The following is a 13,077-nucleotide window of genomic DNA, read 5'->3' as shown; positions in this document are numbered from 1 at the left end:
CAATTGCACAGCAAAAACAATGTCTTGATATTTTCGTTAGAAAAATATTAAGCATGTCGTGAGGACGCCGCCTTCAAGATGCGGCCATTCTTCTCCCTGTTTCGCGCAAGGGGGAGATGTTGATGCGTCACGACGGTCATAGACGGGCGTCCGCCGTTTTCGGCGCCATACTGGCGCGGTGGCGGGCCGTGCTGATTGCATCGGCAGGGCTCTCCATTCTCCTCGGCTTTCAGCTGACGCATCTGGTCAAGGATACGTCGATCGACGCCTTCCTTTCTCCCGACAATCCGGCGCGCATCTATCGGGACACGGTCAAGGATGTTTTCGGCCTTGAAGACGCCATTGTCGTCGCCGTCGTCAATGACGCGCCGGGCGGCGTTTACGCGCCCGACAGCCTCGCGCTGGTTTCCTGGCTGACCGACAAGATCCGGATGACCGACGGCGTCGATCCTGAGCGGGTGATCTCCGTTGCGACCGAAAAGAACATATACGGAAAGGATGATGAGCTGGTCATTGAGCCGCTGCTGGCGCCCTCGGCGTCGTTTGGGGCGGCGGCGTCCTCCCTGCCGCGCGCTATCGAGCGGCTTCCGCTCTATCATGGGACATTGATCTCGAAGGACGGGCGGGGCGCGATGATCATCGCGGAAGTCCTGCGCGCCGAAGACGCCGAGGCTGTCTATGAGCGCATTCTGTCCATCGCCGATTCCGCGCCGGCGGGCGGCGAGGTCTATGTCGCCGGCGAAGGGGCGGCGCAGGGCTATCTGGCCAGTTACATCGACGCCGATGCAAGGAAGCTTCAGCCCCTGGCCTTTGTGACAATTCTCATTGTCGTCGCCATCGCTTTTCGCAATGTCTTCGCCATTCTCGCCTCGCTGGCGATCATCGTCTTCACGGTCTCCAGCTCCCTGGGGTCGATGGCGGCCTTCGGCATTCCTTATTTCGCCATTACGGGCGCCTTGCCGATCATTCTCATCGGCATGTCGATTATCGACGCCGTTCACATTCTGAATCATTACTATGCAAAACGGCGTCTTCAACTGCATCAGGAAAAGCGCGAAGCCATCGTCGAAACGATGGCGGAAATCTGGCGTCCGATCGTTTTGACGACATTGACGACGATCGCCGGGTTTGTCGGCGTTGCGATTACAGCCGCCATGCCGCCGATGATTTACTTCGCCCTGTTCGCGATTGTCGGTCTCGCCGCCGCCTTGATCGCCTCGCTGACATTGTTGCCATGCCTTCTGCTGATCTATCCGGCGCATGACAGCGCGGCTTACAAGCCGAGGGAGCAACAGACCGGCTCTCAATCATGGCTGCAGCAGATCGGCGCTTTTTTCACCGACAGGCATATGATCTCGCTCGCCTTTATGGGGCTTGTCGCCCTCATGGTCGCTTCGCAGGCCAGGGAATTGACCATTGACCGCAAGCTCATCACGAATTTCAAAGCGGACGAGCCGATCCGGATCGCTGACGGCGTGATCAATTCGCGTTTCGCCGGATCGAATTTCCTGGACGTTGTCATTGAAGCCGATGCGCCCGAAGGCATTCTCGAGCCCGAGGCCTTGCGCAAAATCGAGCGCCTTCAGGAATTTGGGGAAAGCCTTTCTTTCGTATCGAAATCACAGTCGATCGCCGACTATCTCAAACTCATGAACCGTGCGGTCAACGCGGATAGCGACGACTATTTCACCTTGCCGGAAACCTTTGAAGAGGCCGCGCAATATATGCTTCTTTACTCCGCAAGCGCCGATCCGCAAGACTTTGCGGAAGAAATAGATCCTCACTACGAAACGGCGCTGGTGCGGTTTTATCTTACGACAGACCGGTTTTCCGAATTCGCGCCTGTTGTCACAGGCATGCAAAATTATATCGACGCCAATTTTCAGGACAGCACGCTCACGGCGAATATGAGCGGTCGCGTCGCTCTTGCTTATGAATGGATAGCGCCTCTCGGCCGCAATCATTTCCTGTCGGTATTCGTGTCGCTATTGTTTATCACAGCGCTCAGCACGCTCCTGTTCCGGTCCGTTTCAATGGGCCTTCTGACGGTTGTTCCCGTCGTTTTGACGCTCGTCGCCATATACGGCGTCATGGGATATGCCGGCATCTGGCTGGAGCCGGCCACTTATATGTTCGCCGCCATCGCGCTCGGTCTTGGCGTCGATTTTTCAATTCACATGATCGAGCGCATACAGTTTTACATGGACGAACGCGGCGAAGGGTTCGACAGCGCCGCCAAAGCCGTCTATGGCGGTCCGGCGCGCGCCCTGTTCACGAACTGCACGGCCGTCGGGCTTGGATTCTCGCTTTTGATGTTAAGCGAATTGCCGACGATTAACCGCTTCGGTTTTCTGACCGCCGTGGCGCTCGGTGCAAGCTTCCTGTTTTCTTTTTTCTTTATTCCCTCGCTGGTCAAATGGGTGAAACCGAAGGCGATTTTTCACAGATCCGGCGCGCCGCGGAGCGCGCATAAAAGCGCCGCCTTCATTGCATTGCTATGCATTGGCGCGGGCCTGACGTTCCTGTCGCCGCAAGCCAGGGCTGAGGCGCTGCCGTCCGGCGAAGAAGTCTCGAATCTTATGCAGGCGAGAGAAGACGGCTCTTCCTTCGCCGTTCGCCTGGAGATGACAATGGTCTCGCGCAAGGGGCGCGAACGCCGGCGAACCGCCAGAATTCTCCGCCTGGACGACGCATCCGTGCGCAAACTGATGATCCGCTTCATCGAACCGGACAGCATCGACGGAACGGCCTTCCTGACATTCGACTACCGGGACGCCGGCGAAACGGACGATCAATGGATTTACCTGCCGGCGTTGCGGCGCGAGAGGCGAATTACGCCCGGCGACCGCGGAGACTATTTTTTCGGCACGGATTTTACCTATGAGGATGTGAAAGACTCGACCAAATTCGACCCCGCCGATTTTGAGCTTGTCCCCTTAAAACGCGACAGTTTCGAGGGCGCGGACGTCATCATTGTCTCGGTGTTTCCGCGAAGCGAGAAAATAGCCGAAGAGGTCGGCTATTCGCGCGCCCAGGCGTGGATCGATCCTGAATCCTGGATGCCGGTGCGCGCCGATTACTGGGATATCGCCGGCAATCCGCTGAAGACGATCTCGATTGTCTCATATGAGCGGATTTCCGGTTACTGGACGCCGCTCAAGATCGTCGCGGAAAACGCCAAAACCGGCCACAGCACAGTCTTCGACTTTTCCGACATCACTTATGACGCAGCCATTGACGAAGGCGACCTGACCGTCCGCGCCATGAAGCGGAATCTGTAGGCATGGGCGATATTTCAAAATCCGTTGCGGCGGCATTTGCATCGTTAGCGGCGCACGCCGCAGCTATGCCGGTTAGCGCACAGGATTTCGAACTTCAAAACGAAGCGGATATGTTCATCGCCCTGCAAGACGATGAAGAGCCGCTGCAGACAAGCGAACTCACCTGGAAAAGCGTTGCGAAATGGCGCCCGTCCGAGACCGTCCGTTTCTTCCTGTCGACCCGGATTCGCATCGATCCTGTCGACAAGCTCGAGCCCGGCCGCCCGGCGCAGGAGATGCGCTCTGATATAAACAAACGACTCCTCATCGGCGATTCGATGGAAGTCGAACTTCGCGAAGCCTATGTTGCGCTGGATGTCCTCGACACCGACTTCACACTCGGAAAGCAGCAAATCGTGTGGGGACAGGCCGACGGGCTGAAAGTGCTGGACATTGTCAATCCGCAAAGTTTTCGCTCGTTCATTCTTGAGGATTTTGACCAGTCCCGCATTCCGCTTTGGTCCGTGAAAGTCGCGCGCAGACTGGGCCCTTTCGATATTCAGGGGCTCTGGATTCCCGACCGGACCTATCATGAAATTCCCTCGCCAGACGCCGCGTTCGGTTTTACATCCCTGAGGTACTTGCCGCCTGTAGGACCGAACGAAACGCTCGTTGCGCTTAACCCTGCGCAGCGGCCGGACCGTCTGGCGGGGGATGCCGATTACGGCGGCAAAATTTCCGTTTTCGCCTGGGGGTGGGACATCGGTCTTCATGCTTTGCGCCATTACAATGATCGTCCGGTTTATCATTTGCAGCCGGCGAATGGCGGCTTGACCGCGACGCCCATTTACGACCGCCAGACGACCTATGGCGCGTCATTCGCCAAACCGGTCGGCGGAATCGTTTTTCGCGGGGAGCTGGCCTATGCGTCCGGCGTCGCCTGGAACGCCGCCCCGGCGGGGCCGCCGGAAGAGCGAATAATCGAAGAGGGAAAATTTTCCTATGTTGTCGCCGCGGATTGGCGGGGCATAGAAAACACCTTGCTGAGCCTGCAATATTTTCAGGACCGGGCTTTTGTCGGCTCGAAGCCGCTGCTTCGCCCGAAGAACGATAATTTCATAACGTTTTATGCAAGGCATGAGACGCTGCAGGACAGGCTCACGGTGGATTTTCAGTGGCTGACCAATCTGAACGACGGCGATGGCCTGTTGCGGCCGAAAATCCGCTATGAATTAAGCGACAGCCTGCGTTTTATGGTGGGCGGAGACTGGTTCTACGGGAACAGGCAAGGCGTTTTTGGAGAATTCCGCAATGTCAGCCGGGCTTATCTCCGGATCGAATGCAACCTTTGAACGCGGGCGCCGTCTATCAACGCGCTTGTTGATTGCGAATATGCAAAACCCGGCTTTGCGGCGGCTTGTTCCAAAAGGCGCCATAGGCTGGATGCGCGTTTAAAATATCTGCATCGGTTGGAAAATAATACGGATTATAGAGCAGGAACGGCGCTTCATTCGCGGCTTCGAGCCATTTTGCGGCGGCGTCGTACTCGCCGATCCTGCTGAGGATAAGGGCGGCCAGCATCGGTGTCAGCGGCGCCGGCGCTGCGTCGAGGGAACCCTCCATTAGGCGTTGCGCAAACGGGCTTGTCTCGCCCTTAAGGTCGGCGATGAACGTCGACGCCAGAATTTCGAGATATTGTTTTCTGTTCACGCCGACAGGATCGCGTTCGGACAGCGCGAGCCCTCTTATGTGTCTGTCGAAGTCCTTTAGCGGCTGTTCTTTTCCACTTCCATGCAGAATCATGAGTTTGAGTTCAAGGCTGATCGGATGGGTCGGGTCGATCTCCAAGGCGTTATCGATCGCCTCTATCGCCTGTTGATCCTGGCCGACGCGCGCATAAGCGAGCGCAAGGTTATAATGGTTTGACACGAGCAATGGGTCTAAACGCGCTGCCTTTTCTTCGGCTTCTATCTGTCCGGCGCTGCGGTCCAGCATGCCGAGCAAATCGCCATACCAATTAAACGCCTCTCCGGCATTGGGGTTGATGTCGATTATCTGTCTGAAATTGCGCTCCGCCTCTTCAAAATTGCCAGTTTCCATGGCGGAAATCGCCTTGGCCGTCAGCGCCAGGATGTTGTCCGGTTCAAGTTTCAACGCTTGCTTCGCGGCCTGCTGAATACCGGGTTCAGCTTCGCCGCCCCGCTCTGACGCAACGCTCGATAATGTTTGCAGCACCTGCAACGTGTAGGCGTATTGCGCCCAGCCGTCGGCAAATAAAGGATCGGCGCGCGTCGCCCATTCAAGCAAGTTGCGCGCGGCCTGAACATCGTCAACGCGGCGCGTCGAGGTCAGCGCGCGCGCTTCTAGATAGGCGTCGAATACCGAAGGCGGCGGCGGGCGCCGGCGTTTGCCGGCGGGCGGCAAAGCGACATGCAACTGCGCCGCTGTTTCTTCCGCGATGCGGCGTTCCAGCGCATAGAGTTCTTCAAACGGCTCCTGGAAGCTGAGCGTCCAGACGGTGTCGTTTTCAAGCGCGTCATACAGACGGACAGTCGCCAGGACGGTTTCTTTTTTTCGTTGCAGCGCGCCCAGAAGGATATGCGACACGCCCAGCCGCCTTGCCGCATTCTGAAGCCTGTCGGCGTCAAGCTGCGCGGGGAACTGCGACGAGGACGCGTGGCTTGTCACAAACAGATCGTCGGATTGCCCCAATTCATTGAGGACTGCTTCCGCAAAGCTGTCTCCAAAGGGAGAGCGGCCGGATTCAAAAGCAGCGTCGTAGAAGGGCAAGACGGCGAGCGTGTTCTCGCTTTCAACCAGGTTCGCGGGGCGCTCCTCGAGGCCGCCCCATACTAGGACCGCGACCAAGGCGAGGATGAACGCGCCCGTTAGCCCCGCCGCAAGGAAAACGGTTTTGCCGCGCCGCCAGCCTGCGGGCGGAGGCGGCTCCGCCATTTGCGGGACTGTCTCGTCCGCGATTTTGGATATTTTCGCATGCAGCGCATAGCCGGTTTTGGGAACGGTTTCTATCTGCGGCGGATCGGCCGAGCATGCGCCGAACGCTTTGCGCAAGGTCGAAATGGCGTTTGTCAGGCTCTGATCCGCGCCATGACGGCCCGGCCAGATCGCGTCGATAATACCCGCACGTGAAATTGCGCGCCCTTCATGCGCGAGAAGCAATCGCACCACATGCATGGGGCGCGGCTCGATCCGATATTCCGCGCAAAGCGGGCCGCTCAGGACGTTCCTGCCGAAATCAATGACGACGTCATTGGCAAGAACCTGTTCTCCCCCCAAGTCGTCTAACCTCATGTCAACGCAAAGTGATTCGTGTCGCGTGCGTCATGCGTAACGCCTTTCTGACAGCCCGCACGCCGCCAAAGAGGCCGCTGTTGAGCGCGAATAGGCAAAAAGACGCCAAGGCGCCGCCGACCGCGCCAGACGCATTCGCTCCTGTCGATGTTGCGCCCCTTATCTAAAACAGATTGTTGCGCCCCGCACCCCGGGAAAATGGGGGGTTATGGATCGATCAGCCCCGCCATTGTCGCCCTTGCGCAGGTTTGGGCGCGGGTTGACGCGCCAAGCTTTTTCGCGGCGTTGCGCAGATATTCATTGATGGTGTCGTCAGACAGCTTGATCCGATCCGATATTTCCCGTGTTGAATAGCCGGCCGTCGCCCAACTTACGCATTCACGTTCTCTTGGAGACAGAAACGGGCGTTCAGCGTCATGCTCAAGAACTAGTTTGTTTGTCCGCGTGGCTTCGCATAGATAAGCGTGGGCAATTTGAAGTTGGTCAAGATGGGCGGAGAGAAAGGCTTGAGCTTCACGAACCGGCGCCGTCATGTGCAACGCCATGCCATCCAGTGTTCCACCTTGCAGATTCAGGTTCGGGATAAATATGCCGACATTAAAGCCAAAAGAGTAATATATTCTTTCGTATTCACGCTCCTCGTCGTTAAAGCTGCGGAAGAGTTCCGACCCTTCCCATCCAACGATTGGTCTGCAATTTGGCGTTACGCGTTTCGGCATTGGGTCGAGATGCGAAATGTCATTCTCGACGATGTAATCGTGAAATTCCTCATTCAAAAAACATCCGAAGACATGATCGGGCGCAGGAAACTTCAAGCCATTGCCGGGCGCGAAATTCTGCGGCAGCCGGGTGTTTAAGACGAATACGGTGTCACCGCCCGTGGCGTATTTCAGTCGCTTGATAAGGTTATCGAAGACGCTTTCCAGACTTTCCGAGTTTTTTACAAGGAGAGCCCACTCAATGGGATTGAAAAGTTCTGATGCTTCACCACCGTTTCTCATCATCCAGGTCCCGGATTTCTGTGTCTGACAGAGTATCCTCAAAAGCAATGCGCCATGCGTGCGTTCTGTTCCGAGCGTTCAATTTCCTTACTGCGCTTTCAATATATCCAGACGCCGTCTTTTCACTGATGCTCAGCAAGGATGCGATATCGCGATCGCGTTTGCCGGCGCCGGCCCATAACAGGCACTGACGTTCGCGGGCCGTCAGAATGCTGACTGCAATATTTGATGCGCTGCGCATAGTAGGCGCATTGTACATATTTAGCCGTTCAATTCCACTCTGGCATATGCGCGAATGAGACAGAAGATTCCATCAGCAGACGCGATCCGGTCTAACGAAATTGGGTTGCGCGTAACGAGAGACTGAATTGCTCCGCTAGCGCCGGGTTGAGGATTTCCTCTGACAGTTGTTAGGTGCGCGATCTGTTATTGGATCGATTGCCTAAAATAGAAGCTAAATATGTCAAATGCCGATACAATAGCAGAGAAAATTCCTTGGAATAGAGGCAAAATTCTCAGACAAAAAGCGCCGCTCAAACCGCCTAAGAAGTGTGGGCGATCCGTGCCCGCCTTGAGCTTGCCGACAATGAGCGAGACCTTGCGTTTTTTTACTTGGGGTCGATAGCAAATTGAGAAGCTGCGATCTCTTACAAATACGAGTTTTAGATTTGAATGCGGGCGGTGATATCCGCAGGCGCGCCGATTGGATGAAACTGCAAGGGCGATCTCTCAATTTGCGCCCGAAGCTCGTCACTGACTAACCGATCAAAGCTATCCATTATTCGCGATTTATGACTGGTCGCGGCACGCGCCGCTAACGTCAGCTTTGAGGATTTTTCGGACATTCGTTCAGCTTGCGGAAGCGGACGTTGAAACTAAAGAAACTAGACAGTGATTGAGAGCCTGCCGTTGCTTTCCGTTGTTTGAGCCATCCCTTCCCAGTGCAGTGCGGGTGACTAAGGAGCCGAGGCAATTTTTCCCATTTTCATCTCTAGGCATATACGCGACTAGCCGCCTTTAAATCTTCAAAACAGTCAAGATTCCGTATTCCGGTTTTGACGGCGCGTAGGCGCCTGCCTGCACCGCCAGCCAGAACACCTCGTAAGGCGGCGGCGTTGCGGGATACTGGATCGCCATGTCTGACAGGACGACCGCGCGCACGACTTCAGTATCGCCGGCAAGCAAGTCGAACGCCGCCGTCAGATCGCTGCCGCCATAGCCGCTGATTTCAAAACGCTCAAGCGCCTCAATTTCTACGACCTCATCCGCCGTCACGCCGTTAGAGGCTTGCACGATGCGCACATGAGAAGCCCCGCAGGCGATCGCCGAACTTTTTATCAATAACAAGAGCCGCGGCAGCGCCTTCGCCATGGACCCTGAAGTGTCGAGTATCAGGTTGATTGTCCAGCCTTCGTTTCGCCGTCCCGGCAAAATAATATCGCGTCTTGCACCTTGGCGCCGCGACGCCCGGCTAAAGGTTCTGAGATTCGGCGCCATCATGTCAAAGCCTCGCTGCAAGGCAAGTTCGATGGGAATTTTGTCGCTGGTTTCGATAATGTCGAGAAGGGCGGTGGAGTGCGGATAGTTGATATCCGGGTGACGCGCCTGCAAGGCGGTAGTGACAGCAGCATGGGTGTTGAGCGCTATGTCCGCCGCTCTTTTCAGTGCGCCCGTTCGCGCGGTGATATCAGCAGCCGCGTCTTCCAAGGGGGGGGAGAGCTGCAAGCCTGAGCTGGGGTCGATAGAAAGCCGCCTCAAATCTTCGTCGGTTAAAATATCGCCCGGGCACTCGCCTTTTTCGCCATCGCGGCTCTCGGATTCATCTGGCGCAAGGCCCGCGCCGCGCAAGGCGTCGGCGAAAGGCGATTGCGTCACTGGTGCCTGTGGCGCGCCGGCAGCGGCGTCCCAGACGGATTGCTGGCGAACTTCCGGCGCGGACCCGTCTTTCAGCCAGCGGACCATTTCCTCCGCAGAGTGGTTATCGGCGTCGTAAAACCATAGACCGTTTTTGGGCGGCACGATCCCGAGTTCATCGGTCAGGATCTTGTTGATAATCCAGTCATGGGCGATGTTGACGAACCACGCATCTTCGGGGCTGGCGCGCGCATGGCTTTGCAGAACGAGATGCCATAATTCGTGAGCGATGACATAGATCGCTTCCGGCCCCGAAAGAGACAGAAACCAGTCAGGATTGACGAACAGCCTTCCGTCGGCGGTGATGCCTGCGGTCGGCAGGCGCGGCTCGACGAAAATATTCACGATGTCTGCAAGGTCGCCGAGATAAGGCTGAAAATTGCGGACATTGTTCAGCGCCCTTTGCGCATGTTCTTGCGCCAGTCTCAGATTGTCAGCGCCGGCGTTCATCTGAGGCCCGTCGCTTCGCGCAAGGAGGAGAGCAGGCTTTCGCCCGCGCCAAGCTTGCCCCAGGCGTCAACCAGCCCCACCAGCATGGAAAACCTGATTTCGCTAGGCAAGGCGGACAGGAAGCCTTCAATCTCTTCGGCGGAAAAGTTGTTCAAGGATCCTTCCGCCACTAGTTTCCGGATGATGCGGATGACGAACCATTTCCTTGCGGGCTCGTGGGGCAGAAGCGACGGGTCCTTGATATAGACTTCGGGCGGCTTCAGATTTTGAATATCGGCTTCGGTGAGCCCGCAGAAAAGGCTGGCGTCGCCGGCGCTGATCTTGCCATAGGCGAGGGCGCGGCGGACTTCATCCGTTAAGAGCCCGGCCTTTTCGGCGAGATCGAGACTGGCGGAAAGCGACGCCCATGCGCGAGGAGTTGAAAATGGAACCGGCTCGGCGGGCGCAGCACGCATCAACGCGTCCGGCACGGCGGCGATGAAGGCGATGATTTCCGAGCGGACATTGTTGGCGCGGGCCCAACTGATCCATTCCTCATTGTCAGCGCGGACATGCAAAATCAAAACGCGATTGACGAGCGCTGACGAAATGGTCCGCACCAGCGCGCGATCTTCCGCCCGATTGCCTGCCGCCACGACCCATGTGCCATTGGGAAGGTTGAACTCGCCGATGCGCCGCTCCAGCAGCAAGGCGTAAAACGCTTTTTGCACATCGGGGCTGGCGGCAGGCAATTCGTCGAGAAAGAGGCAAAAGGGCTCGTCGCTTTCGGGCAGTAAAATCCGCGGCGGACAAAAAACGGACCGGTCGCCGTCGATTTTGGGAACGCCGCTCACATCTTCAGGCGCGATTTGCGTGCCGAGAAGTGAGCGGCACTCAAGGCCTGCATCGGCGGCGGCGCTGCGCACAATATCGGATTTGCCAAGCCCCGGCGATGACAACAGGAGAACGCTCTCGTCAGCGGCGAGCGCCTTGATAATCTGTCTGGCCTGCGAAAGCGTTACGGTCTCGCTCAAGTCATTCATCTGTTCATTTCCATTCATCAAAAACATCCGGCGGGCGGTAAGTCCTGTCCCACGTATCAAACGCGCTAAGTCCGTCAATCGCCGCTCTTTTGGCGGCGCGCAGTTCCTTCATCGTCCGCGGTTTTGGCGAAAAGCGGCTCCAGTGGAACCAAGCGATAATCAATGGCGCGAGCGGATGGGCGGCATCCTCCAAAACATTCTGTTTCTTTCCGTCTCCGACAGCGCCGAGCGCAAGATCGATCAGGCGATAAAGATCGTCTAAATCCGGCAGCGCATGGGGCCGCGGCGCGATGACGCCAGGCGCGCGATAATCGCTCCGGCCGGCGCGCTTCGCCGTCAGGAGCAGGCACAGGAACCAGAAGGAATCCACGTCGAACGGGATGAGGGGGCGGGCGATCTTTTGCGGGTCATGTTCGATCAGTTCGCCCAGCGCGTCGGCGATGCGCATTTGCGCACGCGCAAGCGTATAAGCGGTGGCGATTTCGGGTTCTTTCAGTATCCAGTTATACTTGCCAATCGCGTCGATATCGCGCGAGGCGATGAGCTTTCGGTAGGCGCGCCAGGCCGGGCCAGGCCGGTCTTCCGGCTCCACATGGATGTAGTTGCCAACGGCGATCCGTGCGACCGCAGAAAGCCCGTCATCGGCGCCGGCGATGACGTTTGCAATGGCTTGCGCGATTGCGCTCGTCTCCGCGTTGGCGACATGGCTCGCCGCTGCTTCGAGCGATTCGCCGGTATCCGGCGCCAGCCGCGCCAACCCGCCGAGCGTATCGGTTGACGCCTCCCGCCGGGCGGCAAGGCGAGTCGTAAGATCGGCAATGAGGCTTTTCGCCTCCGTCGGCGCACCGGAGTTTTTGCGCGGGCGTCGCGGACCGGAGTCCCAATTGTCGAACTCATCTTCAGTTTCATGATCGTCCTGGTCGTGCTCACGCATGCGCTCCCAGTAAAAATCATCGCCGTCATGAAAATTCCATATGTCGCAATAATCATGGTTGGAAAGCCAATGAATGTCTTCAGCGCTCAGTTTATTATTGCGCCACAAATAGCTGATGAGTTCATCTATAACGCGCATGATCTGCGGTCCCCGGGCGGTGTGGGCGGCGGCTTCCGGCGCTTCGACCGTCTCGCCAACACGGGCGAACCATAGTCCGCAATGAAGCGCATCATAACTGATTGCGCTGAGAGGTGAACTGACAAATCCGGTTATGCTCTATTGGCTGATAACCACCAGAATATCGGCAGCCTTGTCGCCGGCGTTTTTGATGATGATCTCCACCGGATCATTGTTTTCTGGCCGCCATCTGCAAATCAGAAAGCCATGGGGGCTCGCGTCCCGGCAAAGCTCTGCCGCGACGGCGTCCCTTATGGTGAGCGAAACCTTGCTGGCGGCGGCGCTCTCAACATAGACGATTGCGCGCTTCGCAGGCGTGACCTCCAAGGGTAGGGTCTTTGTTTCCGCCGCTTCGAGATGAAGCGTGTCGAAATTACGCTGCAAGAGGAGCGTTCCCACGCCCTTGCCAAGCAAATTGCCGAACACCTGCCCTTTCCCGTCAGCGGTTCGTTGCTCATGCTCGGCGACAAGCGAGTCAATCGCCGCAAGCACGGCGGCATCGCCAGCGGCGGCGCGGCGCGCGCCCTCAAGCATCATCTCGGATTTGCGCGCAATTTCATCCTGCACTTCCGGCGGCAGGTCTTCATTGTTCGCGGTCCGACGCTTCAGGGCGGCGCGCGCCATGATCATGGCCGCTCTCTCGCCGGCAGCCATCTGGTGAGGATCTGCGGCGCCGTCATCAGCAAGGGCGCGTTCGCGAACGAGTAGTTCCAGCCCCGACCGGTATTCCTCGGACGCCTCGTAAAGCGTTTCCGCAGCGATTTCAGCGTAGGATTGCGATGTGCGCAATCTGGTTTCCGCCGAGGTTGACGATTTGTCGCTGGCGCAACCGGAAACAAGCGAAGCCATGGCGAGCGTCAGGCTTGCGGCGCATCTGGCGGCGTTTTTAAGGCTTTTCGCAATCTTCAGCATCAGCTCCCCGCTTCGTTCGGCATTGATAACCGCAAATGTTAGCTACGAAAATCAAGAATATCGAGTAGACTGATTTTTCGTCCTGCTGGCGAGAG

Annotated in this window: 9 protein-coding genes; 2 read left to right on the top strand and 7 right to left on the bottom strand. The window is 57.3% G+C overall.

What is annotated here, in order from left to right:
* Nucleotides 1-116 precede the first annotated feature (116 nt).
* Nucleotides 117-3,281: an outer membrane lipoprotein-sorting protein gene (locus ACFC5L_RS00120; RefSeq protein WP_375202314.1), complete on the top strand. Its 3,165-nt coding sequence runs from the start codon at nucleotides 117-119 to the stop codon at nucleotides 3,279-3,281.
* 2 nt (nucleotides 3,282-3,283) lie between these two features.
* Nucleotides 3,284-4,612, top strand: a complete 1,329-nt coding sequence (locus ACFC5L_RS00115) for a DUF1302 family protein (RefSeq protein ID WP_375202315.1) — start codon at nucleotides 3,284-3,286, stop codon at nucleotides 4,610-4,612.
* 16 nt (nucleotides 4,613-4,628) lie between these two features.
* Here ACFC5L_RS00115 and ACFC5L_RS00110 read toward each other — a convergent pair whose 3' ends face one another.
* From ACFC5L_RS00110 to ACFC5L_RS00080, 7 genes are all read right to left on the bottom strand, one after another.
* Nucleotides 4,629-6,572: a tetratricopeptide repeat protein gene (locus ACFC5L_RS00110; protein WP_375202316.1), complete on the bottom strand. Its 1,944-nt coding sequence runs from the start codon at nucleotides 6,570-6,572 to the stop codon at nucleotides 4,629-4,631.
* 206 nt (nucleotides 6,573-6,778) lie between these two features.
* Nucleotides 6,779-7,576 (bottom strand): helix-turn-helix transcriptional regulator, encoded by a 798-nt coding sequence (locus ACFC5L_RS00105; RefSeq protein ID WP_375202317.1) that lies wholly within the window; start codon nucleotides 7,574-7,576, stop codon nucleotides 6,779-6,781.
* Nucleotides 7,557-7,814 carry a helix-turn-helix domain-containing protein gene (locus ACFC5L_RS00100; RefSeq protein ID WP_375210728.1) on the bottom strand — a complete coding sequence of 86 codons (258 nt, stop codon included), beginning with the start codon at nucleotides 7,812-7,814 and terminating at the stop codon, nucleotides 7,557-7,559. Before ACFC5L_RS00100 ends, ACFC5L_RS00105 begins: the two co-directional genes overlap by 20 nt.
* Nucleotides 7,815-8,590: 776 nt before the next feature.
* A complete protein-coding gene (locus tag ACFC5L_RS00095) occupies nucleotides 8,591-9,937 on the bottom strand; it encodes a DUF2201 family putative metallopeptidase (protein ID WP_375202319.1) in 1,347 nt (448 codons plus the stop codon).
* A complete protein-coding gene (locus ACFC5L_RS00090) occupies nucleotides 9,934-10,959 on the bottom strand; it encodes an AAA family ATPase (protein ID WP_375202320.1) in 1,026 nt (341 codons plus the stop codon). Before ACFC5L_RS00090 ends, ACFC5L_RS00095 begins: the two co-directional genes overlap by 4 nt.
* 4 nt (nucleotides 10,960-10,963) lie before the next feature.
* On the bottom strand, nucleotides 10,964-12,031 hold the full coding sequence (locus tag ACFC5L_RS00085; RefSeq protein ID WP_375202321.1) for a hypothetical protein: 1,068 nt from the start codon (nucleotides 12,029-12,031) through the stop codon (nucleotides 10,964-10,966).
* A gap of 138 nt (nucleotides 12,032-12,169) precedes the next feature.
* Entirely contained in the window at nucleotides 12,170-12,982 is an 813-nt protein-coding gene (locus ACFC5L_RS00080; protein ID WP_375202322.1) for a hypothetical protein, read from the bottom strand.
* Nucleotides 12,983-13,077: the final 95 nt, after the last annotated feature.

Origin of the sequence: Hyphococcus sp. (assembly GCF_041986965.1) — a bacterium.
Taxonomy (GTDB): Bacteria; Pseudomonadota; Alphaproteobacteria; order Caulobacterales; family Parvularculaceae; genus Hyphococcus.
The sequence above is the reverse complement of the archived record's forward strand: the minus strand, read 5'-3'. Positions and strand labels throughout refer to the sequence as shown.

Coding starts and splice junctions, on each gene's coding strand:
- ACFC5L_RS00085 (WP_375202321.1), bottom strand. CDS start 12,031: ATGCGCGTTATAGATGAACTCATCAGCTATTTGTGGCGCAATAATAAA.
- ACFC5L_RS00100 (WP_375210728.1), bottom strand. CDS start 7,814: ATGCGCAGCGCATCAAATATTGCAGTCAGCATTCTGACGGCCCGCGAA.
- ACFC5L_RS00115 (WP_375202315.1), top strand. CDS start 3,284: ATGGGCGATATTTCAAAATCCGTTGCGGCGGCATTTGCATCGTTAGCG.
- ACFC5L_RS00080 (WP_375202322.1), bottom strand. CDS start 12,982: ATGCTGAAGATTGCGAAAAGCCTTAAAAACGCCGCCAGATGCGCCGCA.
- ACFC5L_RS00105 (WP_375202317.1), bottom strand. CDS start 7,576: ATGATGAGAAACGGTGGTGAAGCATCAGAACTTTTCAATCCCATTGAG.
- ACFC5L_RS00090 (WP_375202320.1), bottom strand. CDS start 10,959: ATGAATGACTTGAGCGAGACCGTAACGCTTTCGCAGGCCAGACAGATT.
- ACFC5L_RS00095 (WP_375202319.1), bottom strand. CDS start 9,937: ATGAACGCCGGCGCTGACAATCTGAGACTGGCGCAAGAACATGCGCAA.
- ACFC5L_RS00120 (WP_375202314.1), top strand. CDS start 117: ATGTTGATGCGTCACGACGGTCATAGACGGGCGTCCGCCGTTTTCGGC.
- ACFC5L_RS00110 (WP_375202316.1), bottom strand. CDS start 6,572: ATGAGGTTAGACGACTTGGGGGGAGAACAGGTTCTTGCCAATGACGTC.